Raw genomic sequence first — 23587 nt, 5'->3', positions numbered from 1 at the left:
GATGAACATTTTTCATGGAACGACTGAGATCGCCGGGCAAATGGGCATTTTAAGTTCTGCCCTTGAGAAAAAAGGCTATAAGTCGCTTGGCTACAACACCTTTCACTCGTATCTGGGGTACAAGGACTATTTAGTGAACACCGATGAAGAGTTTCTGGAAAAAAATCAGGACCGGCTGATTGAGGAGCATGATCTCTTTCATTTTCATTACAATACTACGATGTGCAAACAATACAGTGATCTAAAAAAAATTTATGAGAAGCAAAAGAAGATGATCATGCATCACTGGGGCAATGATGTTCGTTTTCATGAGATGGCAAAAGAGAAAAACCCGTTTGCCTACACAGGGGATTCTCCTCCAAACGAGATTATGCATGAACGCTTAACCAAAGTGTCTGCTTTTATTCCAGAAGCGATTGTCCAGGATTATGAAGTGTATGAGTATGTAAAGGATTATTATGAAAAAGTGCATGTCCTCCCGATTGCAATTGATCTTTCCCAGTTCAAGCCGTCATATCCGTCAAAGGATAAAAAAGTTCCGCTCATCCTTCACGCACCGACAAATCCTGATTTTAAAGGGACAGAGCATGTTGAAGCGGCTATTGAAAAGCTCAGGGGCCGCTATGAATTTACCTACAGGCGCATTGAAAAAATGAATCATGTTGAAGTCATTTCCCTTTACAAAGAAGCAGATATCATTGTGGACCAGATTCTCTGCGGTTCATACGGGCTGTTAAGTGTTGAATCCATGGCGCTCGGCAAGCCGGTGGTGACGTTTGTAAGACCTGACCTTGTTCATACATTTCCTGATACGCTTCCTATCGTAAATGCTAATCCGGAAACCGTACACGATGCAGTCGAGCGTCTGCTTAAGCATCCAGAGCTTAGGGAGACCATCGGCAGACAGGGCAGGCAGTACGCAGAATCCTACCACTGCAAGCATGTTGTTGTGGATGAACTGATAAGCATTTATAAAAATTTATAAGAGCGGCCTGAAAAGCCGGTTTCTTACATGAAAAAAAGCCGCTGTAAAAAGCGGCTTTTCTTCTGTCCTTATTTGTATGGCATGCCGGGATAAGGAGTCCATTTGTATGTTTTGTTTAAAAACGAGGCGATCTGCCCGTATATGGAACGGTTTTCTAAGAAAATACTTTTCATTGTCTGCTTAGGGAAATGATAGACGACAACCGCATCATTTGTCATATACAGAGCTTTAGTGCCCCAATTTAAATAATCAAGGATGTGGGTGTCGTTAAAGGTAACGCCTTTACCGTAAACAATCTGCACCCCGGTATGATAGAACTGGGCAAAATTAGTAGAATGTATGATCCAGTTGTAATCAAGATGTGTATTTCCATAATAATTGGAATGAACACACGATGCATCGAACCCGAGCTCCTTGCATTTGATCGCGCCATAAGAGCCTAAAAAAGGCAGCCAAAACGAGAAAACCTTCTTTTCTTTCGTGTAGCTGGTAAAGCCGGTTACAACAGGCTCATCATTCTCCTGAATCGAACCGCGCTGCCATAAGAATCCTTTAAAATCAAGCTTTGGCAGGCTGGCTTTTTCTTTTTCCCATCTTGAAAGGAACTGATCAATCCACCATTTTACAGCGGTCAGTCGGTCATCATTTGAAGAGAAGTCAAGTTTCTTTCCATTAACAGAACCGAACTCTTTCTGATGGTGAGCGGGGTAAGGAACGGCTGCCCATACCTCAGTCCGTTCAAGAGCTGTCTGATTCAGGGCATAAAGATTTGCATCCTTTTTAAAGAAGTGCTCAATTGCAAGGGTCCAGTCCTTTACATCCGCCTGCTCGCCGAAGCCTGTGAACATCGGGTGAATAAAATGGTCTTTTCTGAAAGAAACAGGATTAAAGATAAAACTTTTGAATAAAGATTGAGGTGTAGCAGGATTTTCCTGATTCACCTGATAAAAGGCTAATTCATCCGCCGTCCAGTCTGTTCTGTCATGATTTGAAAGACCCCCGCATGGGAGCATGCAAATCGATTTGTGGATGGAAAGCTCACTTGCCATTAAATATCCAGACAACGTGCAATCACTCCTTTAATTGTCATTCCTGTACAGCATATGGCGCTTTACTATAAAAGGTTATGTGTGAAAACCTCAAATTTATAACCTTTCTTTCACGGACGGAATAAGATATGCGAGAAGGAGTGTTGCAAATGAAGATTGTCCATTGCCCAACTGAAATTGCCGGACAGATGGGTACTCTGTGCAATGAGTTAAGAAGAAAAGGGTATGATGCTGCAGGGTTTAACTGGTTTCACAGCTATATTAACTATGATCATTCCCATGTTGTTAATACCGATTTATTTGAGCTTAAAAATGTTGTATCCGACATTGTCGCAAATGCTGATGTCCTCCACTTTCACAATGGCAATACATTTCTCACGGGAAATTATGATTTACCGACTCTTGCGGAAACAGGAAAAAAATTGATCATGCAGCATTGGGGCTCTGATGTGCGTACAGTCGGCAACGTGAAAAAATACAATCCATATCCGCTGCCGATCGGCTATTATTCGGATGAAAAAATTCACGAGCACCTTGCATTCAACTCAAAATACATTAAAACAGCCATCGTGCAGGACGGGGAAATGATCAATCATGTGGCTGATTTTTACGAGAAAGTTTATATTATGCCGCTCGCCTGCAACCTTGATAAGTTTAAACCAAGATACCCTGGAGAAAACAAAGTGCCGGTCATCATTCATGCGCCGACAAACCGCGAATTCAAGGGTTCAGAGCACGTTGAGGCTGCCATTGATAAAATAAAGGGAAAAGTGCCGTTTGAGTATCAGATCGTTGAAAAGAAAAGCCATAAAGAAGCTCTTGCCATGTACAGCGGATCTGACATCATCATCGATCAGATCATGTGCGGATCATACGGCATGCTGAGTGTGGAAGGGATGGCAATGGGCAAGGTTGTCGTTGCGTTCGTAAGGGATGATGTGAAAGAGAAATTCCCAAGTGATCTTCCAATCGTCATCGCAAATCCTGATAACCTCGATCAAGTCCTTACGGATCTTTTAAAAGACCGGAAACGAATGACGGAAATTGGAAAAGCAAGCAGAAAATATGCTGAGAAGTATCATGCAAGCAGCGTAGTAGCCGATTACCTTCTCGAGATTTACAAATCATTATAAGGAGCTGATCAGTTTGCTCGATAAAAACATTAAGATTATGCATGCTCCTGTAGAGATTGCGGGGCAAGTCGGCCTGATCAGCTCCCAGCTTAGAAAATACGGGTATCAATCTGGAGCGTACAATTTTTTTATCAGTTATCTGAATTACAAGCAAACGTTTAATACCGATGCTTTTGAACTTATGGAAATATTTGAAAATTCGTTCGAGCATTATGACATCTATCACCTGCACAACGGCTATTCTTTTATGGACAGCTACAAGGATCTTGAACTATTAAAGCAGGCAGGGAAGAAAATCATCATGCATCACAGGGGAAATGATGTCAGAGCTCCCAAGCTTGCGAGAAAGGGAGCAAACTACGAAAATCCTTACGTGAATACAGAAGCTTCCCATGATGCCGAAAAGATTCATAACAGCCTTCAGCTGTTTGCAGAAGTCGCTGACGCAGCCATTGTTCAGGACCATGAATTATATGAGTATGTGAAAGATTACTATCATGCCAGAAAAAAGAAAGTCTATATTCTGCCAAGACTGATTGAAACCGATAAGTACGTTCCGGCATATCCCGCCAAAACAAAAAAACCGCTGATTGTCCATGCACCGACTCTTCCAAAGTTCAAAGGAACGGAGCAGATCGAGGAGACGATTGACAAGCTAAAGACGAAATTTTCCTTGGATTATATCCGTGTAGAAAAAATGAGCCACGAAGAGGCTGTTGCTGTATACCAGCGTGCGGACATTGTCATCGATCAGATTTTGTGCGGGGCATATGGAAATCTGAGTGTGGAAGCCATGGCGCTCGGCAAGCCGGTTGTCTGCTACATCCGCCCTGATATCAAGGCAAACCTTCCTCAAACTCTGCCGATTGTTTCAGCCAATCCGGATACGCTTTACCAGGAACTTAGAGGTCTGCTTAAAAACATAGATTGCTTTAAAGAACTTGGCATGGCGGGCAGAAAATATGTAGAACGGTATCATGAAGCTTCTGTTGTTATGCCGTTTCTGCTGGATATTTATAAGGAAGTTTCATCGTAAAGGAGAGGCTGTATGATTCATCCTTCAGCAAAAATCGGAAACAATGTCGTCCTTGGTGAGCATGTTGTCATAGAAGAAAATGTTGAAATTGGCGATGACGCCGAAATCGGCCATCACGTCATCATAAAAAAAGACACCAAGATTGGAAACAGGGTTCAAATTGGAGACTTGTCCGTACTTGGGAAAACAACCTCCAAAAACAAAAAAATGGCCCGCAAGCCCGGAGCAGCTCTTACTCCGCTTGTCATTAATGATGATGTGCGCATCGGCTGCAGCACGGTGCTGTACAGGAACCTGCTGCTGAAGCAGGGGGCTTTTGTCGGTGACCTTTCAAGCATCCGCGAGAAAGTGGAGGTGGGAGAGGACTCTATTATTGGAAGAAATGTGATTGTAGAAACAAACACGATGATCGGGAGTAGAGTCACTGTTCAGACGGGGTGCTATGTGACAGCAGACATGATCATAGAAGATGAAGTATTTCTTGGTCCGTGTGTTTCAACATCCAACGACAAATACATGGGTGAGGGTAATTATCCTTATCAGGGTCCGATTATTAAAAAAGGAGCAAAAATCGGCAACAATGCAACGCTGCTTCCAGGTATTACGATTAATGAAAATGCCGTAATAGGTGCAGGTGCAACGGTTACCAAAGATGTAGAGGCAGGGAAAACAGCTGTCGGCAATCCGGCACGGGTAATAAAATAACACATTCATCATTATAAAAACAGGGTGGATCTAATCCCCCTGTTTTTTCTGGTTAGTTTAAAAGTTCGGAGTACATCCTCTTTAAAGGCACCTTTACTTTGTGGCAGTCGTGCACCTGTTCGATATAAGCTCGGCCGAGGTTTCCTGTCTCTTTTAATGAATCCCGGTTATCAAGCAGTTTCTTCAATGTCTCTTTGATTGTATCCGGATTGGCAGTTATAAGAGGAAGATCTTTTGGATAGCGCGATTTCATCTCATCAGTGATCCAGCATACAACAGGTTTTCCGAGAGCCATACATTCAACAGCAAAAAGTCCGTAACTGCCAATATGGAGCTGGTCAACTATTATATCCGCCTTTTTATACGTTTCTACCGCCTGTTTGTGCGAAAGTCCCTGCACCAGTTCAAAGTCAAAAGCATGGGTTAATTTAAGGTCTTCAACGGCTTTTAGAATGGACGGAGTGCCTTTAATATAAGGAGAAGTCGGGGCATGAACGATTAAAGGTCTTTTGCTGATCTCATTTTCTGTATTACAAGGATAGGCTGAGACATCAATAACAGAAGGGACAATTTCTACTTTCCCATAATAATCCTTTACATAAGGATACAGCTCCCAATCAGGAATGATGCAGTGAGAGATGAAGGATCCCAGAACTTCCAGCTTGCGTTTGATGCCTTCTTCGTTAGTATCTTTAACACGGGCATAGGGATTTGTTTTCAACGCCAGGGATAATTGCCGTACATCGCTTCCCCAGTGATGCATGAGAGCAGGAATCCCTTTGGATTTATAGGCAGAAAGGTCTGAATAGTCAAATGTCAGCGTAGTGCCGAAATGAAAATGAAGTACATTGTAGTTGCAGCAAATTTCATCTGAAAACTCTCTTAACTTTCTGTTCAGTGTTTTTGTGCTTCGTTGATTCAACAAATTCCAAGTGTAAGTAGAACTGTAGTTTAAGTAATAGGGATAATAATTGACAGTGTGCGAAAGAATATCCGGGTCAGTTTCGAGTCCTTTTGAAATTGTTGCCATTTGATTAGCAATTTCAATTGATCCGTGCAGAACCCTGATTGGCTTCTGTAATTTAATAAAATTAAAATATTTTTTCAAAAGAGACTGAATAATTTCTTTTTCACCGGTTTCAATCTTGCCCATCACCAGCCATAGCCATGCTTGCTGAAATTCACCTTTCGTCAATTCTCGCTGAGCTTCGTGTAAGTATTTATTTATGTTCCTTTCGTTTTCCTTTAAAAGTGCTGAATCACCAGATCTAAGAAGCACTGATAATGTCTCCATCAATTCTTTCATTGAATCCTCCTTATTAAACAAATTTGAAATTTGACCTTATATTTTCAAAGAAATAGGACGGTGACTATTCAAATAAATTATGCGGACATATAATATTCTGTTCTATATTCCTTTATAGATATGAAATTAGATTGGAGGTTTAGTAGTGTCAATTGAAAATTTAATTGTAAACGGCGGATTTGAGACCGGATCTCTTTCGCCGTGGGTAGGATTGAATGCGACTGTCTCTACATCGTTTCCCCACAGCGGTTTTAGATCCGTCAGGCTTCTTGGCGGCAACGTAAACGCGTTTGTTTATCAGCTGGTAACAGTTGCTGAAGGCGACAGCTTTGAAATGATTGTATCTCTGACAAAATCAGGAGGCCTGCCTTCGCCGCCCATGACCCTGGCCGTAAACTATTACGATGCATCGTTTACGTTTCTCGGATATGGATTAATTACCAACATTGCAGCGAACACCATTCCTCTCTCAGAGAATGATACCTGGATTGAAGTATATCAGACGACATCCGCTGCACCTGCTGGAGCGGTTCAGGCTATGGTGCTCGTCAACAAACTCCCATTGGCAGGTACAGCTGATATTTATGCGGATGACATCTCATTTATTGGAACTCTTGCTGGTGGAGCCACTGGAGCCACTGGTCCTGCTGGAGCTACTGGCGTAACAGGAGCTACAGGAGTAACAGGTGCAACAGGTGTTACAGGTGTTACCGGAGTAACGGGAGCTACTGGCGTAACAGGTGCTACAGGCGCAACAGGTGTTACAGGAGTAACCGGCGCAACAGGTGTTACCGGAGTAACGGGAGCTACTGGCGTAACAGGTGCTACAGGCGCAACAGGTGTTACAGGAGTAACCGGCGCAACAGGTGTTACCGGAGTAACGGGAGCTACTGGCGTAACAGGTGCTACAGGCGCAACAGGTGTTACAGGAGTAACCGGTGTTACCGGAGTAACGGGAGCTACTGGCGTAACAGGTGCTACAGGCGCAACAGGTGTTACCAACTGGAGCTACAGGCGTAACAGGTGCTACAGGTGTTACCGGAGTAACGGGAGCTACAGGCGTAACAGGTGCTACTGGCGCAACTGGAGCTACAGGAGTGACAGGTGCCACTGGAGCTACAGGAACATTTGATCCGGATGCAACAATTGTTGATGTCGGTCCAAATGTCAGCTCGCAGTTTGACGAACTTAGAACAGCTGAGAGAACACCTATCATTGAATTAACTTCTGTGTATGGGGTTTCCACTCTGAGGGATACAGTTACGACAACCGGAACTGGAACTGTAACCAATAATGCTACTGAATACCTTGTTAGTACAGCAGCCAATGGTGCTGACAGCGCCATTCTTGACAGTGCTGAAAGAGGAAGGTATGAATCAGGATATGCCGGAGAAGCTGGCATCGGTGTAAGGCTTCCGGCACCTCCTACAGGGGCGCAAAGGGTCAGCTGGGGTTACTTTGATAATCAAAATGGCTATTATTTTGGGCAGGATACGACAAACGGTATTTTTGTGGCAATCAGAAGAGCTGGTGTTGATACGTTCATTCCGCAAACGAGCTGGAACGTTGATCCTCTAGATGGAACAGGACCAAGCGGGGCAACTCTTAATCTCGCTAACGGAAATATATTCCAGATTGTGTATACCTGGTATGGGTACGGTGTTGTTGAGTTTAGAGTGGTTATTCCAGATCCTGTAACTTTAGCGCAGGAAGTGATAACGGTAAATCGATTTACTCCTGTTGGCCAGACCAGCCTTGCTGATCCTAATCTGCCTTTAAGAGGTCAGGTATCAAATAACGGTACTGCTTCGGCCCTTACGCTTTTTGTAGGAGGAAGACAATACAGTATTTTAGGCAGCTATGATCCTGTATTCAGAATTACATCAGAGAGAAGAACGGTGACTGCAACCGGAACGCTCACACCAATTATTTCTTTCCAGAGAAAGCCGATTTTCCCTGCAGGATCAGCCCGGGCAAATTCTGTAAGCGTAAAACTAGAAGGAATTGACATTGTGACATCTGATGATATTTACTATCAAATTATTTTAGATGGCTCGATTAACGGAACATTCACTAACTTTCCTACAGCGACTACAAACATCCCGTTAAATGAAACAGCACTGCTTGTTAATAACACCCTTACCACGATTACTGGTGGCCAGGTTATTCTTCAGGGACTTGCAGCAGGCGTTTCCGGATCAAGCAGAGTTCTTGCTTCAGCCCTTCTCCTGGATTTTGAGCTTCCTGATACGTCGACAATAACACTTGCAGTAGCGAATCTCCTTGGTGGAAGCAATTCTGTAACCGCTACATTCAGGGTGACAGAAGAATGGTAAAAGTCAATGTAAATAAAGTGAAAAGGGGGATTTCATATGGCTGATATTAGAATCAGCAATGTTGGCCCTGATGTCAGTTCCCAGTTCAGTGAGCTGATGACTGCCCAAAAAACGGCCATTATTGAGCTAACTTCCACCTATGGTTTATCCGATTTAAGGGATATTGTAACAACCACTGGTACAGGTACGGTAACGAATAACGCTACCGAATTTGTCTTAACAACCGCAGGAGCTGCAGATTCAGCCATTCTGGACAGTGCAGAAAGAGGAAGATATGAGCCGGGGTATGCTTGTGAATCAGGGATTGCTGTCAGGCAGCCTGCGGCTCCTGTCGGTAACCAGACCGCGCAGTGGGGACTTTACGACTCGCAAAATGGAGCTTTTTTCGGCAACAGCAGTACCGGTATATTTGTGGGGATCAGAAGAGCGGGAACAGATACTCTTATCCCACAGGCATCTTGGAATGTAGATCCGCTAAACGGAACTGGTCCAAGCGGAGCAACCCTTGATTTGACTGACGGGAATATCTTTTTGATAGTCTTCACCTGGTATGGATACGGAGTCATTGAATTCAGGGTAGTTGTGCCTAATCCTGCAACGCTTGCGCAGGATGTCATTACCGTACACCGTTTTGATCCAACGGGTCAGACCAGTTTCACAGACCCGAATCTGCCGCTTAGGGCTGAAGTTGAGAATAACGGTACAGCTGCACCATTTAACCTGTTTGTTGGCGGAAGGCAGTACAGTATTATTGGAAAATTCGAACCCGTCTTCAGGAACACGTCAGAGCGCAGAACCGTCTCAAATATTACGACAACACTGACTCCCTTAATTTCCTTCACGCGAAAACCGGTTTTTCCTGCTGGTTCAGGCAGACCAAATTCGGTTCAGGTTTTATTTGAATCAGCTGAAATCATTACAAATGTAGATTTGGCATTTCAAGTCATTATAGGTGGTACGTTAAATGGCAGTTTTACAACTTATCCAACCGCTACGACCAATATCCCAAATAACGAAACAGCCCTTCTAGTAAACACTACGTCTACAACGATAACCGGTGGAGAAGTAGTTTTTCAGGGGCTAGCAGCTGCATCAGGCTCTTCTTCAACACGTGTACTGACTACAGAACTTCTATTAGATACAGAACTGCCGGATAATGAAATTGTTACACTTGCTGTTGCTTCACTTGGCGGACCAGGAACAAATACTGTTACAGCCATGTTCAGAGTAACAGAGAACTGGTAAAAAAGAATAATCTGCAGGATTTTCATCTGCAGGTTATTTTTTTTTGCCCATTTTCATATTTTTAGTCCCACGACTATATCACTCTCCTGAAAGATTCATAGAATAAAGAGATAGAAAAGACTCTATTTTTACAGGAGGGAACTAAGTGACGCTTGTCAATAGAATTACCAACAGCAGCTTTGAAACGGGAAGCTTCAGCAGCTGGATTCCATTCAATGCTAGTATAACAAGGGAATTTTCACACAGCGGTTATTTCTCAGCACGCCTTTCAGGCGATTTCCAAAACGGATATGTATATCAGATTGTGGAGGCAAATCCCGGTGAGCGTTTTGAATTAAAGGTTTCTTTAGCAAGAACAGGACTTGAATTCAGTGCTCCGATTACATTGTCAGTAGCCTTTTACGATGCAGAGTTTACATTTATTGAATATGGACTGATTACGGTTATTGAACAAGACAGTATTCCGTTTGTAGATACAGATAATTGGAATGAAATTTATCAGCTGACCGAGCTGGCTCCAATCGGGACTGAACAGGCCCTAGTCCTTGTAGATAATCTGCCGAGAGTATCATCCTCTGATGTTCTTGTGGACGATATCCTCTTAACAACGGTTGACGGATTGTTTGGACCAACTGGAAGAGGAGCAACCGGATCACCGGGCGTGACGGGTGCTCCAGGCGCAACAGGTGCTCCGGGTGCAACAGGTGCTCCAGGCGTGACAGGTGCTCCGGGCGCAACAGGTGCTCCGGGCGTAACAGGTGCTCCGGGCGTAACAGGTGCTCCAGGTGTGACGGGTGCTCCGGGCGCAACGGGTGCTCGGGGCGTGACGGGTGCTCCAGGCGCAACAGGTGCTCCGGGTGCAACAGGTGCTCCAGGCGTGACAGGTGCTAACAGGTGCTCCGGGCGTAACAGGTACTCCAGGCGTGACAGGTGCTCCAGGCGTAACGGGCGCTCCGGGTGTGACGGGTGCTCCAGGTGTGACGGGTGCTCCGGGCGTAACAGGTGCTCCAGGCGCAACAGGTGCTCCGGGTGCAACAGGTGCTCCGGGACCTACTGGATCCAGTATTACTTCAAGCTCAATGTACGCAGCGAATACAGAAGGAACTATAATTGCCATTGTACTTGGAGGAACGAATATTCCGCTTGGCAGCATTCAGAATCTGGATGGATTTGCTGTAGACGCAACTGATTCAGTATTTACGGTTCCTGAAACAGGAAGATATTATATCAGCTATCAGATCAACACAACTGCAGGACTTCTTGCCAGCTCAAGAATTGTAAACAGCGGAACTCCGGTACCGGGTACAATTATTTCACCTGCCGTTGGACTGAATCAGTACAATAGTTCTGCTATAGTAGACCTGACGGCTGGAGATTTGATTTCCCTTCAATTCTTCGGATTGCTCGGAGCTGCGACTCTGCTTGGAGACGGTTCAACAGGTGCAGCTTTAACGATTATTCGCGTAGAGTAGTTTCAGGAAAAACATTTAGTCCGTATGCCATTGCATGCGGATTTTTTTAGATTAGGGCTATGATACAATCCGTTTCCATAATTCGACATATTATATCATGTAGAAACGATTACAATCAAGAATCGAGGGGAACAATTGAGTATTCAAAACAAAATCATAAACGGCGGATTTGAAACGGGTTCATTCCCTCCCTGGAGTGCAACCGGGGCTTCCATCACTGGATTATTTTCACACAGCGGCTCATTTGCAGCGAGCTTTTCCGGAGGTACAGTAAATGCTTTCATCTCACAATTTGTACCGGCTGCACCTACCGAACGATTCGAGTTTTTAGTGTCACTTGCTAAAAATGGACCACAGCCAAGTCCGCCTGTTTCTATCACTGTAGCCTATTACACGGCGGGATTTGCATTTCTTGGATACGGCCTGATCACATCAATTCCGTCCAACCGCCTTCCGAATGTACAGACCGGAACGTGGCTTGAGGTGTATCAGACAACCTCAGCTGCACCTGCAGGTACTGCTCAGGCGCTTGTTATTATTAACAAGCTTCCTCAGGCTGGCAGTGCTCCAATCCTTGCGGATGATGTAGCTCTATTAACGATACAGCCTTTAAATGGCCCAACAGGTGCAACTGGTCCAGCGGGCGCAACAGGTCCGGCAGGTGCTACGGGTCCGGCGGGTGCTACGGGTCCGGCAGGCGCAACTGGTCCAGCCGGTGCAACTGGTCCGGCGGGTGCAACAGGTCCAACCGGTTCAACAGGTCCTGGTATATTTGAATGGGGACAGGAATCAATCATCTGGGCGGATTCTAATGCAACTGGGCCTGGAAACGGAACACCGTCCAATCCGTACACATCATTACAGGCTGCCATAACAGCGGCCACTTCCAGCCCGTTTGCCGTATCACTGGGGATGAGAGCAAGGCTTATCATCTTGATAGCAGCGAATTCATCCTTCAATGAAGACGTGGTTATCCCGCCTGCACGTCATGTGCAGCTTCTTGGATTGGGTCCATGGCAGCTTGGAGATTCGACGCTGGCGAATTTTGCGTCTTCCGTTCCGAGGAACATTACGGTTCAGACAAGTCAGGCAGCTGAAGATTTCTACTTGAATCAGGGTCCAGCCTTCAGTGCGCGGCCCGTAACGGTTGTCGGTACATTTGACAACGGCACATCTGTCAGCACGCATACCAATTACACAGATGGAGCGATTATTAGCGGAAATGTTATTTTTCAAAATGTTTCTTTAGGTGATCCGTTTACAACGATTGAGTTTCAGATGCACAATGCGAATGTCGTCGGGGGAATTGTCCAGTCGGGACATCAGGGCCAGCTAAACACTTATATGTACAACAGCCAGATCAGTACAATGATCCACGACGGACTCCGGCTTCAGAGAATGCTGGACAGCAGAATTAACAGTACTGTAAATATTGCAGTGTATTCCGAAATTACAAATTCTTTCATTAATGGGAATTTCACCGTGGGCAGTTCTGTATCTGACGTGCCTCCTGCAGGGATTTTCAGCAGCCAGTTCGGAACCATTACATGGACGGGGCCACTCGTCCTTGACACTTCTTCAAATTACTATTTTGTAAACAGCGGATCAACTTTGACCGGAACGAAAACATTCCTGTTCAGCCTCACATAGAAGAAATGGAAAGATTCATCAATTTCGATGGATCTTTTTTTAATTCCGGTTAAAGTACAAACCCCTGCAGTCATAAAATCAAAATGGTGACGTTCATTGAAGGAAAAGGAGAGATGATATGGTAACCATAAGCTTGTGCATGATTGTTAAAAATGAAGAAGAGGTTCTGGCCAGGTGTCTGGATTGTGTAAAAGATATCGTGGATGAAATTAATATTGTTGATACAGGCTCAACGGACAAAACAATTGAGATTGCCAAACAGTACACAGACCGGATTTTTAACCATGAATGGACCGGTTTTGCACCGGCTAGAAATGAGTCATTCAGACACGCGACTAAGGAATATATTTTCTATCTGGATGCAGACGATATTTTGTCTGAAGAGGATCAGGAGAAATTAAAGAAATTAAAGGAAACGCTCGATCCTGCAGTTGATTCCGTGTCCATGTTCTACAATGCCGGAACTGATGAATTCGGAAATGTGACTCTCCGCTACAGACGCAACAGACTTGTGAAAACGTCGAAAAACTACAGGTGGGAGGGAGATGTTCATAATTATCTGAATGTCACAGGCAACATTATTAATTCAGATATCGCCATTACCCATAAAAAAACAGGGCATGCGGTCGGCCGTAATTTGAATATTTACAAGATGAAAATTGAACGCGGAGACGTATTCGGTGCAAGAGATTACTTTTACTACGGCAATGAATTGCGCGAGAACGGTCATTATCAGGAAGCGATCGAAGCATATACGAAAAATATTGACTTGAAAGAAGGGTGGGTTGAGGATAAAGTTTATGCCTGCATCAACAGAGCCGACTGCTACCGGTTTTTGGGAGACCTGGACCAGGAATTAAAGTCTCTTTTTGCATCGTTTGCTTTTTCAAAAACACCTAGGTCCGAAACGTGCAGCCGGATTGGCTACAATTTTCAGCGGAAAAAAGACTACAAATCAGCTATCTACTGGTACGAAAGAGCGGTAGAGGAAGTGCCGGATGAAAACAGGTGGAGTTTCAGCTATCCTGCCTACTCAACATGGTACCCGCATCTTCAGATGTGTGTCTGCTATGACAGGCTCGGTGAGGCAGAAAAAGCGTATCAGCATAATGAAGAAGCCAGAAAATACAGGCCGGAAGACAAAAGTGTGCTGAGCAATAAAGCTTATTTTGAAAAAAAACTCGGAAAATGAACAAAGAAAAAAAGCCTGTGAGGGCTTTTTTCTTTGTTTAGAACAGTTTAGGAAGTCCTGTGAAGAGTGAATACCCTCCCATTATGGCCATGGCAACAACGATCACTGCTCCAAAAACAGTAAGCCAGACAGGGTGTTTGTAATCACCGACAAGCTTTACTTTATGAGCCGCAATCAGCATGACGCCAAGAGCGAGAGGCAGGATTAATCCGTTCAGGGAACCGGCTAAAATCAAGATTTTTACCGGCTGGCCGATACTGACAAATACGGCAGTTGAAATGGCAATAAAACCGACAATAAACCATTTGTGGTATTTTTCAATCACTGGGCTGAATGTCCGGATGAAGGAAACGGATGTATAAGCTGCGCCGACAACAGATGTGACGGCTGCTGCCCACATGATGACACCAAACATTTTGTATCCTGCGTTGCCCGCTGCATACTTAAAGACAGAGGCAGGCGGATTGGCAGGATCCAGCTGAAGTCCCTGAGAAACGATGCCAAGTGTCGCAAGGAAAAGGAAAACTCTCATTAGAGAAGCAATGCCGATGGCAGAGATTGAGCTCTTCGTTACTTGAGGAAGAGCAGCCTTTCCTTTAATTCCTGCTTCCAAAAGGCGGTGACCCCCGGCAAATGTAATGTACCCTCCGACCGTTCCGCCGACAAGTGTTACAATGGCTAGAAAATCGATTTCATCAGGCACAAACGTTTTAACGGCTGCTTCTCCGACCGGCGGCTGTGCAGAAAACATCACATATACAGTGAGGGCAATCATGATAAAGCCCATTGCCTGAGCGAACCGGTCCATCACTTTCCCCGCTTCTTTAACCAGAAAAATACCAATGGCAACAATTCCGCTGAGCAGGGCGCCGAGTTCAGGCGAAACGCCGAAGATGACGTTTGTTCCAAGTCCCGCACCGCCGATATTCCCGATATTAAAAGCAAGTCCGCCAAGAACAATCAAAATGGCAAGAAACGTTCCAAGACCGGGCAGGACGGCATTCGCGATTTCCTGTGCGGGTTTTTCTGATACCGCAATAATTCTCCAGATGTTAAGCTGAGCCCCAATATCAATTAAGATGGACATTAAAATGACAAAACCAAAGCTTGCGGCAAGGGCCTGTGTAAAATGGGTGGTCTGAGTTAAAAAGCCTGGTCCTATGGCAGATGTCGCCATCAGGAATGCAGCTCCAAGAAGCAGGCTGAAATTCGATTGTTGTTTCATCGCTGTACCTCCAGAATCTTATGTTAATACGTCTAATGTGGAAAGAATCCTGATGCCCGACTCAGAAAGTCTTGCGTTTATGTAGCGTGCAAATTCAAGTGCATGTGTACCGTCACCGTGAATGCAGATTGTATCAGCTTTCAGGGATACGGTATTTCCAGCAGCAGAAATCACAGTGCCGTCCTGAACCATTTGGATGACCTGATCTGCAGCTGATTGATGATTTGTTATAAGTGCTTGTGGATTTTTTCTAGAAGTAAGAGTGCCGTCATCTTGATAGGTCCTGTCAGCGAAGACTTCATTTGCCGTCTTCAGCCCGATTCTTTCTCCGGCTTTTACAAGCTCGCTTCCTGAAAGTCCGTAAAGGATAAGCTCAGGATTTACTTTGTAAACAGCTTCAGCGATCGCCTCAGAAATAGGGCGGTCTACAGATGCCATGTTATAAAGTGCCCCGTGGGGCTTAACATGATGCATTCTTCCGCCTTCTGAAGCGGTAAAAGCAGCAAGCGATCCGATTTGATAGACGACGAGATCATAAATTTCCTGCGGCGTTAAATCCATGTTTCTTCTTCCAAAACCCGCAAGGTCCTGAAAACCGGGATGAGCTCCAATTGCCACGTTTTTTTTAAGTGCAAGCTGCACAGTCTTTCTCATAGTGGAGGGATCACCTGCATGAAAACCGCATGCTATGTTAGCAGAAGTGATAAATTCAAGTATGTCTTCATCGCTTCCGATGGTGTATGCACCAAAGCTTTCTCCCATGTCGCAGTTAATATCTACTTTCCGCATAGTCTCATCTCCCGGCATGTAATTTCAGATGCAGTCCTTCTTTAAAATGATGAAGCATTTTTTCTCTTTCGAGCAATTGCTTCTGGGCTTCATCTATAGAAATTTCTTTAAAGTGAATAGAATCTCCAGGCTTGAACTGGGCGAGGTACGGAAGATCAATGGATGCTGCCTGGCCGATTTTCGCATAGCCTCCGGTCGTTTGCCTGTCTGCAAGCAGGATAATCGGATTTCCGTCTGACGGAACCTGGATGGTACCGAAGCTGACGGCTTCAGAAATCATTTCTTCTTTTCTGTGGAGGATGAGTTTCGGACCTTCCAGTCGGTAGCCCATCCTGTCTGACTGCGGCGTGATTTTGAACGGTTCAGAAAACAGTGCTTTTTTGCTTTCTTCTGAAAAATCGCCGTATTGTCTTCCTTTCAGCAGATGTACTTTTTCTTCTTCTCTGACGAAAGGATGAAATTCCGGAGAAACGGACCAGTGAAGTTCTGTATAAGGCTCTTTTTTCTGAAGCTGTGATAACCAGAAGTCAGCAAACGGTGACCTTCCGCCGATTTCAATCACATCCCCGGTTTCCAGTGCTCTGCCGTCAACACCGCCGATTCCGGCTCTTAAATAGGTTGATTTGCTTCCCATTATTTTTGGTGTAAGATAACCGCCTGCAGCAGCAAGATAAGCTCTGCAGCCCTTTTTTACATGTCCAAAAGAGAGAATGCTTCCTTTTCTGATTAAAACGGGTCTCCACATTTTTACGGGCCTGCTGTCAATGGTCGGGGAAAAATCTCCGCCGCATATACTGATCAGTGCATCGTCCTGAAACTCAAACCGCGCGCCGATCATCGTCATTTCAATGACAGCCTCATGTTCATCATTTCCAACGAGGAGATTAGCGATCCTGTGGGAGAGGGTATCCATAGATCCGCTTACAATGACTCCGTATTTCTGAAAGCCATAGCGTCCGATGTCCTGCACGGTTGTAAGAAGACCCGGCTTTTTAACAAGGATGGTCATGGTCTCTTCTCCTCCTTGAATTGGTCAGCTGTGATAGGTTTGAATGTGATCACATCTCCTGCTTTTAGTAGACTCGGAGATTCACTTTCAGGCTGAAATAGAGGGAGGGGAGTCTGTCCGATAAGCTGCCATCCTCCCGGCGTTTCAATCGGATAAATGCCTGTTTGATTTCCTGCAATTCCTACTGATCCTGCAGGAATCTTCGTTCTTGGCGTATCTTTTCTCGGTGCGGCAATTTTTTCTGACATTCCTCCGATATAGGGAAAACCAGGTGCGAAGCCGATCATGTAGACTAAATATTCTGTTCCTGAGTGAATTCTGATGACTTCATCCTCAGTCAGGCTGTTATGTTCTGCAACGAATGCCAGATCAGGGCCAAACTCGCCGCCGTAGCAAACAGGGATTTCTACCTTTCTTCCTTCAGCGGGCTGGAGCGTGCTTATGTTTCTTAATGCGTCTTTTATGTAGTCTGTTACCGTTTCATGGGGAAGTGCTTTTTTCGTATGGCTGAACACTTTGACAGGGTCATAAAGGATGGCAACCGTAGTAAAAGCAGGAATGCACTCAATCATCCAGTCGGGCGATTTTTTTTCAAAGAATGAGAACACCTGCTGAACGTGCTCGTGCACTTTTTGATCAATCGTTTTTCCAAACTCAATGACCACCGTACTGTCTCCCATATGATTCACTGTATAATCCATTTCTGCACCTCCTGAAGTCTTTTTTTGCAGATGTCATTCATCTTATAATAAGAAAGGGAACATTTCAAATGTACCGTTGTAAGTGAGTTTGACAAAAGTGGCTCTGTGGCATACATTATAAGTAGCTTTTGTTCTTATTTTCCATACCATCATCCTCAAAAAGGGGTTTTGTTATATGTTAGGTACCGTTCTTAACTAATCCGTAATTTCATACGGTCTTTCATGCGCCGGCGCGCAAATTTTTACAATTTGCTGTGCTTCTTTAAGTATGCGCAAGAAGGATAAGTTAAGAACAAATCATAGCATATGAGAGGGATCTGCTCAGGGGCTGTGTCTATTTGCACAGTTTTTTCTTTTTTCCAGTAAAGGATGAGAGCAGTATGGAAAATGAAAGCATTCCATTAACCATTTCAGCCGCAATGAACAGGTTTGTTCATTGCGGCTTTTTTGTGTTCATTTACTATTTGGAGGTTAACCCATTGAATCAGCAAACATTTGACATTTTAAATTATGAAACAATTAAGGAAACAGCCGCTGCTTTTGCGATGACAGAGTCAGGGAGAAAAAGAATCAGGAGTCTGCAGCCGCTGTTTCATGCAAAGCAAATCCGCGCGCTGCTTGCGGAAACGGATGAAGCCTGCGCCATTTTGGAAAAGAGCTCAAGTGTGCCGGTTTCAGGTCTTGAAGGGATAGAAGGAATCACAGGCATGCTGCATAAAGGAACACCTTTCCGGCCTCACCATTTGACGCAGCTTCTTGCTTTTATTGAAGATTGTCTGAAAATGAAAAGATTTATGAAAGATAAAGAAACGCTCGCACCTAGAGTGGCTTCTTATGTATACGGAATTGAGGAACTCCCGGATTTGGCTGCTGAGATTACCCGCTGCATCCGAAACGGTATGGTGGATGATCTTGCTAGTAAAGACCTTTTAAAAATAAGAAAGCAGCTATCAATCGCACTTGACAGACTGAAAGAAAAACTGAACAGCATGGTGAAATCGCCAAAATACAAAACCTACTTGCAGGACAGCACGATCAGTGAACGCGGAGGGAGGCTGTGTCTTTCGGTAAAAAGGGAATACAAAGGAAAAATAAAGGGGGCGATTCTGGATACATCTGCATCAGGATCAACCATTTACCTTGAACCTGAAGAGGCAGGAGCCCTGCAGGATCAAATCGATTTTTTAGCATCCCAGGAAGAAGTTGAAACAGAAAAAGTACTGAGCTACTTAACAGGACTTGCAGAAGCAAGTGAAAAAGAGCTGCTGCAGTCCATTGAAGTCATGGTGCATTATGACTCTCTGTTTGCCAAAGCAAAGTACAGCAGATCAATAGACGGGGCATCTCCGACTATTCATGAAGAAAAGGGGATTTCTCTAATTCGTGCAAAACATCCCCTGCTTGGCTCTGGTGCTGTTCCCCTTACAATTGAAATAGGGAGTGAATTCCAGTCTCTCGTAATCACGGGTCCGAACACGGGCGGTAAAACGGTCGTTCTTAAAACCGTTGGCCTGCTCGTTTTAATGGCTCAGTCGGGCTTTCACATCCCTGCAGAAAAAGGCAGTTCAGTCGGAATCTGCAGACAGATTCTGCTTGATATCGGGGACGGGCAGAGCATAGAACAGAACTTGAGCACATTCAGCTCCCACATGACCAATATCATTTCAATTTTAAAGCAGACAAACGAATACACACTTGTTCTGCTTGATGAGCTTGGTTCAGGTACAGACCCGGGAGAGGGAATGGGCCTTGCGCAGGTCATCCTGGAGAAAATTCATCAAAAAGGCGCAACATTGCTTGCGACAACGCACTACAGCGAAATAAAAGAATTTGCTGACAGTACAGATGGATTTATGAATGGATCTATGGAATTTGATCTGGAGACTCTTAAACCCACCTACCGCTTGAAAATCGGCCAGGGGGGAGAAAGCCAGGCATTTTCCATCGCACTCCGCCTCGGCATGCATCCTGAGCTGATTGAAAAAGCCCATCAGATCACATACAAGGAAGAGAAAAAGTATGCAAAGGAAAGCTATGATCTTTTAGAACGCAAAGAGCTTGAAAAGCAAATGTCCGTCCTGAAGCACAGGCCGAAGCGTATAAAAACGGATGAACCTGTTCATGAAACCTACAGTCAGGGAGACAACGTACAGATTAAAGCAACAGGGGACTACGCAATCGTTCACAGCGGCCCTGATAAAGCCGGTAACTACATCGTCTTTGTAAAGGGGGAAAAACAAACCATAAACCACAAACGCATTCAGCTCCACATTGCCGCAAGCGAGCTGTATCCGGAAGATTATGATTTCGACATCCTGTTTGAAAGTGCAGAAAACCGGAAAAAAGCCGCGCAAATGAAAAAGCGGCATTCGGATGTGACTATTTTCAGGGAGGAGTGAGAGTGCCGGATCGGCGGAGAGGAGGAGTGCTGTAAAATGTTTAACAGCACAAACTCTGATCAATGGAGTCACATATGTGCTGCAAACTCTGGATAGCAGCACCTACTCAGGTGAGTGATGTGGACTTAGTGCTGCAAAGTCAGTTTAGCAGCACAAACTCAGTTCAATATAGTCACGTAAGTGCTGCAATCTCGGTCATACACCCAGAACGCCGCGGCAGCTTTCAAATAAAAAGAAGAGGGGCATCATTGCCCCTCTTCTTCCATTTCTTCTTTGTCTTCATCGATGACATCGCTGTCGGTTTCTTCATTCATTTCTTCTTCCATTTCATTATCCATTTCATCCTGTTCGCTCTCGCTGCATGCGGCAAGTCCGCTTAGCATGATGGCGAGAGTCATTCCTGCAGCTAGTCCTTTTTTCTTCCAGTTCATTGGAGTTCCTCCTCAATTTGTTGTTTGTACTCTCTTTTTACCCTGGATGATATTTCCTAAACAGTCTTTTTATTGAAGTATGTATAATGGAATGCCAGAGAGCGGTTTCCATTATGGTTCATTTGTCAGGGCATCGGCAGCAAGGAGAGCTCCCGTTGCCTGCAGATATCCCCCGAACCAGCCGAGTGCCCGGCCTCTTTGTGATAATTCTTTTAAAAAATACACGCCGCTTATGGCGTCAATGACCGCGCCTCCCGCTATCAGCAAATATCCTGCGGTCAGCTGTTCTCTAAAGAGGCGGTCCCGGGCGGACGACGCGGCAATCGCTTCTGTCGCGGCACCGATTGACTGAACAGCATTTCCGATGACATCAAGCTGATACCCTTCCTGCAGGTCACCTGACAGGAGGGGGATTCTCGCTGCGGCATTGGCGGAATTTCCTGCAGCCTGCACCCATGCACCAAGAGCACCTATACGATTGGCTGGATCACCGGATCTGACAGCTGCCTGAAGAGCGTTGCCGGATGCTTCAATGGCGTTTCCTGCTCCCGTTGCTTTAAATGCAGCCTGCTCAGCACCGGTAAGCGCAAGGGTTTCACCTGAAGCATTCACCATGGTTCCGGCCACAATCAGCCAGGCGCCGAAAACATCAAGGCTCTTTTTTTCTTCATTCATGCCATCACCTCATTCCGGACACAATTACTGTATTCTATGAAAAAATCCCCGGTTGTTGAGTCCGGAATTTATCCTCCGCACGTAAACATCATTTTCAGCTTCATGATTTTATACATAAATGCAGCGTTGCGGCCTTTTTCCGTTTCCCGGTTCATTTTTGGGCGGAGACATTCAACAAAAGCAAGATCACAATCACAGGATGAACGCCCGCTGTCGAGGCACAGGTCATGCTTCTGACAGCATGCATCCACATCGTTGATCGGCATGCCCGGTCCGCTGCACCCAGGGCCGCACCATCTGTATTCAGGAAAAATACAGCGCGGTCTTCTTTGTCTTTTTCTTTGGTTAGACACGTCATCACCATCTCCAATCTAGTGTTTCTATTACTATTCATATGAAAATCCGCACCAGGAAGCCTTGGCGATTATCACGCTTTTAAAAAATGAAAGAAAAAAGAGTTTGTTTGCTGAATGGCAAAGTGGGTAATATAAAAACGTATGTACACCAGAGATTCAGCGAAGAAAGGGGAATAAACCTATGTCTGAGCAGAGAGTACAGCTCCACGAATTCAACAATCTGACAAAATCGCTTAGCTTTAATATGTATGACATTTGCTATACGAAAACAAAAGAAGAACGGGAAGCCTACATAAACTATATAGACGAGCAGTATAATGCAGAACGGCTGACGAAGATTCTAAAGAATGTGACAGATATTATCGGCGCTCATGTACTGAATATTGCCCAGCAGAATTATGTGCCTCAGGGAGCAAGTGTGACCATTCTTGTATCTGAAGGACCTGTCGTCGAAGTGCCTGAAGAGTCCTATGCCGAATCTCCGGGACCGCTGCCTGATTCTGTGGTGATGCAGCTTGATAAAAGCCACATAACGGTTCATACGTATCCTGAATATCATCCGAATGAAGGCATCAGTACCTTCAGAGCAGACATTGACGTATCTACATGCGGGGAAATTTCCCCGCTTAAAGCCCTGAACTACCTGATTCATTCGTTTGATACGGATATTATGACAATGGATTACCGGGTCAGAGGGTTCACGCGCGACATCAATGGAGAAAAGCTGTTTATCGACCATGACATTAATTCCATTCAGAACTACATACCCCAATCGGTAAAAGAGGCGTACGACATGATCGACGTGAACGTGTATCCCCAGAATATTTTTCATACGAAATGCAAACTGAAGGAGTTTGACCTGAACAACTATTTGTTCGGCTATACGAAGGACAAGCTGACGAAAAACGAACGGAACGAAATAACGGACAGACTGAAAATTGAAATGGATGAAATCTTTTACGGGAAAAATATGAAGCCGTTTAAAGGTTGATTTTTCAGGGGTTTCCTAAAAAGGAGACCCCTTTCTGCTTTTCAATTACAGGCTGTTGGATTATCATTAGGACAAAGTATGGCAGGGAATGGGGGGACAAGCATGAAGCCAGTAACGGAAACCAGAAGCATCATAAAACTGGCCCGCGGCAATGCGGCTCAGGTAGAAGATGAGATTGTGACGGAATATCCCCTCACTGTTAAACTGAACGGGGAAGAGGCTGTCACAATGGTCAGCTCTCCAGAATATCTCGAAGATATGGTGATTGGCTATTTGGCATCTGAAGGCTTTATTTCAAAGCTTGAAGACATCAAGGAAATATGGATTCAGGAAAAAGAGGGATTTGCCCATGTCACCCTTTCAAAAGAGAACAGCTTCATCCATATGCAGAACAAACGCTATCTTACATCGTGCTGCGGCATGAGCAGGCCGGGCTTTGTTTTTGTAAACGATGCCAGAGTCGTAAAACCTCTCAAACAGACTACAGCGATTCATGCGGATGCGTGCTTTTCCCTGATGAATGAACTGCAGCGCACTGCGGACATATTTCAAAGTACAGGAGGCGTTCATAATGCAGCGCTTTGCGACGAAAACGGCATAATCGTAAGCAGAATGGATATCGGCAGGCACAATGCCCTTGATAAGCTTTACGGCTATTGTTTAAAAAACGCAATCAGCACGAGAGGGAAAATTCTTGTTTTCAGCGGAAGAATATCCTCTGAAATTCTTCTCAAAACCGCAAAAATAGGCTGTGAAATTGTGCTTTCAAAATCAGCACCGACAACGCTTGCACTGAATCTGGCAGAGGAACTTGGCATCACAGCGGTAGGGTTTATCCGGAACAGTTCATTAAATATATATACGCATTCCAATAGAATCAAGATTTCATAGAAAGGAGGAAA

At 44.8% G+C, this 23587-nt stretch carries 21 protein-coding genes and 1 pseudogene; 13 read left to right on the top strand and 9 right to left on the bottom strand.

Going from position 1 to position 23587, the window contains the following annotated elements:
• Position 1: 1 nt before the first annotated feature.
• A complete protein-coding gene (locus AZ46_RS05850) occupies positions 2 to 985 on the top strand; it encodes a glycosyltransferase family 4 protein (RefSeq protein WP_029280960.1) in 984 nt (327 codons plus the stop codon).
• A gap of 68 nt (positions 986 to 1053) precedes the next feature.
• Here AZ46_RS05850 and AZ46_RS05845 read toward each other — a convergent pair whose 3' ends face one another.
• Positions 1054 to 2049 (bottom strand): DUF4855 domain-containing protein, encoded by a 996-nt coding sequence (locus AZ46_RS05845; RefSeq protein WP_029280961.1) that lies wholly within the window; start codon positions 2047 to 2049, stop codon positions 1054 to 1056.
• A 134-nt stretch (positions 2050 to 2183) separates the two neighbouring features.
• Here AZ46_RS05845 and AZ46_RS05840 point away from each other — a divergent pair, with 134 nt between their 5' ends.
• Genes AZ46_RS05840 through AZ46_RS05830 form a run of 3 tightly spaced genes read left to right on the top strand, consistent with a single transcriptional unit; the run spans position 2184 to position 4908 of the window.
• Positions 2184 to 3167, top strand: coding sequence for a glycosyltransferase family protein (locus AZ46_RS05840; protein ID WP_029280962.1), 984 nt, complete (start codon positions 2184 to 2186; stop codon positions 3165 to 3167).
• A 13-nt stretch (positions 3168 to 3180) separates the two neighbouring features.
• Complete coding sequence (locus AZ46_RS05835; RefSeq protein ID WP_051865274.1) at positions 3181 to 4203, top strand: glycosyltransferase family protein; 1023 nt, start codon at positions 3181 to 3183, stop codon at positions 4201 to 4203.
• A 12-nt stretch (positions 4204 to 4215) separates the two neighbouring features.
• Complete coding sequence (locus AZ46_RS05830) at positions 4216 to 4908, top strand: acyltransferase (protein ID WP_029280964.1); 693 nt, start codon at positions 4216 to 4218, stop codon at positions 4906 to 4908.
• Between the two features lie 52 nt (positions 4909 to 4960).
• Here AZ46_RS05830 and AZ46_RS05825 read toward each other — a convergent pair whose 3' ends face one another.
• Positions 4961 to 6214: a glycosyltransferase gene (locus tag AZ46_RS05825; protein WP_051865268.1), complete on the bottom strand. Its 1254-nt coding sequence runs from the start codon at positions 6212 to 6214 to the stop codon at positions 4961 to 4963.
• A 145-nt stretch (positions 6215 to 6359) separates the two neighbouring features.
• Here AZ46_RS05825 and AZ46_RS22315 point away from each other — a divergent pair, with 145 nt between their 5' ends.
• The 6 genes and pseudogenes from AZ46_RS22315 (at position 6360) to AZ46_RS05795 (ending at position 14109) form a co-directional block, all read left to right on the top strand.
• A complete protein-coding gene (locus AZ46_RS22315; protein ID WP_051865266.1) occupies positions 6360 to 7346 on the top strand; it encodes an NTTRR-F1 domain in 987 nt (328 codons plus the stop codon).
• Positions 7347 to 8586: 1240 nt separating this feature from the next.
• Positions 8587 to 9795, top strand: a complete 1209-nt coding sequence (locus tag AZ46_RS05810) for a hypothetical protein (protein WP_029280966.1) — start codon at positions 8587 to 8589, stop codon at positions 9793 to 9795.
• Positions 9796 to 9940: 145 nt separating this feature from the next.
• A pseudogene (locus AZ46_RS22570) lies at positions 9941 to 10345 on the top strand (NTTRR-F1 domain); the annotation flags it as partial.
• 334 nt (positions 10346 to 10679) lie between these two features.
• Positions 10680 to 11267 (top strand): BclA C-terminal domain-containing protein, encoded by a 588-nt coding sequence (locus AZ46_RS22310; RefSeq protein WP_051865261.1) that lies wholly within the window; start codon positions 10680 to 10682, stop codon positions 11265 to 11267.
• Positions 11268 to 11402: 135 nt separating this feature from the next.
• Positions 11403 to 12917, top strand: coding sequence for an NTTRR-F1 domain (locus tag AZ46_RS20945; protein WP_051865259.1), 1515 nt, complete (start codon positions 11403 to 11405; stop codon positions 12915 to 12917).
• A 118-nt stretch (positions 12918 to 13035) separates the two neighbouring features.
• Positions 13036 to 14109: a glycosyltransferase gene (locus AZ46_RS05795; protein WP_029280968.1), complete on the top strand. Its 1074-nt coding sequence runs from the start codon at positions 13036 to 13038 to the stop codon at positions 14107 to 14109.
• A gap of 37 nt (positions 14110 to 14146) precedes the next feature.
• On the opposite strand, the gene AZ46_RS05790 is transcribed toward AZ46_RS05795, so the two are convergent.
• The 4 genes from AZ46_RS05790 to pxpB are packed head-to-tail and all read right to left on the bottom strand — an operon-like array spanning position 14147 to position 17833.
• The gene (locus AZ46_RS05790) at positions 14147 to 15334 is read right to left on the bottom strand and encodes an NRAMP family divalent metal transporter (RefSeq protein WP_029280969.1); all 1188 of its coding nucleotides are present in this window, start codon (positions 15332 to 15334) and stop codon (positions 14147 to 14149) included.
• Positions 15335 to 15352: 18 nt separating this feature from the next.
• Positions 15353 to 16123, bottom strand: a complete 771-nt coding sequence (locus AZ46_RS05785; RefSeq protein WP_029280970.1) for a LamB/YcsF family protein — start codon at positions 16121 to 16123, stop codon at positions 15353 to 15355.
• A gap of 4 nt (positions 16124 to 16127) precedes the next feature.
• Complete coding sequence (locus AZ46_RS05780) at positions 16128 to 17132, bottom strand: 5-oxoprolinase subunit C family protein (RefSeq protein WP_029280971.1); 1005 nt, start codon at positions 17130 to 17132, stop codon at positions 16128 to 16130.
• Positions 17129 to 17833: a 5-oxoprolinase subunit PxpB gene (pxpB, locus tag AZ46_RS05775; protein WP_029280972.1), complete on the bottom strand. Its 705-nt coding sequence runs from the start codon at positions 17831 to 17833 to the stop codon at positions 17129 to 17131. The genes AZ46_RS05780 and pxpB overlap by 4 nt, the downstream gene beginning before the upstream one ends.
• Before the next feature lie 479 nt (positions 17834 to 18312).
• Here pxpB and AZ46_RS05770 point away from each other — a divergent pair, with 479 nt between their 5' ends.
• Positions 18313 to 20232 (top strand): endonuclease MutS2, encoded by a 1920-nt coding sequence (locus tag AZ46_RS05770; protein ID WP_029280973.1) that lies wholly within the window; start codon positions 18313 to 18315, stop codon positions 20230 to 20232.
• A gap of 245 nt (positions 20233 to 20477) precedes the next feature.
• On the opposite strand, the gene AZ46_RS05765 is transcribed toward AZ46_RS05770, so the two are convergent.
• The 3 genes from AZ46_RS05765 to AZ46_RS05755 form a co-directional block, all read right to left on the bottom strand.
• Positions 20478 to 20663 (bottom strand): hypothetical protein, encoded by a 186-nt coding sequence (locus AZ46_RS05765; protein ID WP_029280974.1) that lies wholly within the window; start codon positions 20661 to 20663, stop codon positions 20478 to 20480.
• 111 nt (positions 20664 to 20774) lie between these two features.
• Entirely contained in the window at positions 20775 to 21338 is a 564-nt protein-coding gene (locus AZ46_RS05760) for a DUF6944 family repetitive protein (protein WP_029280975.1), read from the bottom strand.
• 68 nt (positions 21339 to 21406) lie between these two features.
• Positions 21407 to 21691, bottom strand: a complete 285-nt coding sequence (locus tag AZ46_RS05755; RefSeq protein ID WP_081870144.1) for a phospholipase — start codon at positions 21689 to 21691, stop codon at positions 21407 to 21409.
• Positions 21692 to 21875: 184 nt separating this feature from the next.
• Between AZ46_RS05755 and speD the strand changes: the two genes are divergently transcribed.
• Both speD and fdhD read left to right on the top strand, forming a co-directional pair.
• Positions 21876 to 22685, top strand: a complete 810-nt coding sequence (gene speD / locus AZ46_RS05750) for an adenosylmethionine decarboxylase (protein ID WP_029280978.1) — start codon at positions 21876 to 21878, stop codon at positions 22683 to 22685.
• 102 nt (positions 22686 to 22787) lie between these two features.
• Positions 22788 to 23576, top strand: coding sequence for a formate dehydrogenase accessory sulfurtransferase FdhD (gene fdhD, locus AZ46_RS05745; protein ID WP_029280980.1), 789 nt, complete (start codon positions 22788 to 22790; stop codon positions 23574 to 23576).
• The last annotated feature ends 11 nt before the right edge of the window (positions 23577 to 23587 follow it).

The sequence above is a fragment of the Metabacillus indicus LMG 22858 genome (assembly GCF_000708755.2).
In the GTDB taxonomy this organism is placed as follows: Bacteria; Bacillota; Bacilli; order Bacillales; family Bacillaceae; genus Bacillus_P; species Bacillus_P indicus.
This window is presented reverse-complemented; position numbering and strand designations above follow the sequence as displayed.

Excerpts from the sequence above, each read along its gene's own strand:
- AZ46_RS05850 (WP_029280960.1), top strand. The coding sequence starts at position 2 with ATGAACATTTTTCATGGAACGACTGAGATCGCCGGGCAAATGGGCATT.
- AZ46_RS05830 (WP_029280964.1), top strand. The coding sequence starts at position 4,216 with ATGATTCATCCTTCAGCAAAAATCGGAAACAATGTCGTCCTTGGTGAG.
- speD (WP_029280978.1), top strand. The coding sequence starts at position 21,876 with ATGTCTGAGCAGAGAGTACAGCTCCACGAATTCAACAATCTGACAAAA.
- AZ46_RS05795 (WP_029280968.1), top strand. The coding sequence starts at position 13,036 with ATGGTAACCATAAGCTTGTGCATGATTGTTAAAAATGAAGAAGAGGTT.
- fdhD (WP_029280980.1), top strand. The coding sequence starts at position 22,788 with ATGAAGCCAGTAACGGAAACCAGAAGCATCATAAAACTGGCCCGCGGC.
- AZ46_RS05790 (WP_029280969.1), bottom strand. The coding sequence starts at position 15,334 with ATGAAACAACAATCGAATTTCAGCCTGCTTCTTGGAGCTGCATTCCTG.
- AZ46_RS05780 (WP_029280971.1), bottom strand. The coding sequence starts at position 17,132 with ATGACCATCCTTGTTAAAAAGCCGGGTCTTCTTACAACCGTGCAGGAC.
- pxpB (WP_029280972.1), bottom strand. The coding sequence starts at position 17,833 with ATGGATTATACAGTGAATCATATGGGAGACAGTACGGTGGTCATTGAG.
- AZ46_RS05840 (WP_029280962.1), top strand. The coding sequence starts at position 2,184 with ATGAAGATTGTCCATTGCCCAACTGAAATTGCCGGACAGATGGGTACT.
- AZ46_RS05810 (WP_029280966.1), top strand. The coding sequence starts at position 8,587 with ATGGCTGATATTAGAATCAGCAATGTTGGCCCTGATGTCAGTTCCCAG.
- AZ46_RS05785 (WP_029280970.1), bottom strand. The coding sequence starts at position 16,123 with ATGCGGAAAGTAGATATTAACTGCGACATGGGAGAAAGCTTTGGTGCA.
- AZ46_RS05765 (WP_029280974.1), bottom strand. The coding sequence starts at position 20,663 with ATGAACTGGAAGAAAAAAGGACTAGCTGCAGGAATGACTCTCGCCATC.
- AZ46_RS05825 (WP_051865268.1), bottom strand. The coding sequence starts at position 6,214 with ATGAAAGAATTGATGGAGACATTATCAGTGCTTCTTAGATCTGGTGAT.
- AZ46_RS05760 (WP_029280975.1), bottom strand. The coding sequence starts at position 21,338 with ATGAATGAAGAAAAAAAGAGCCTTGATGTTTTCGGCGCCTGGCTGATT.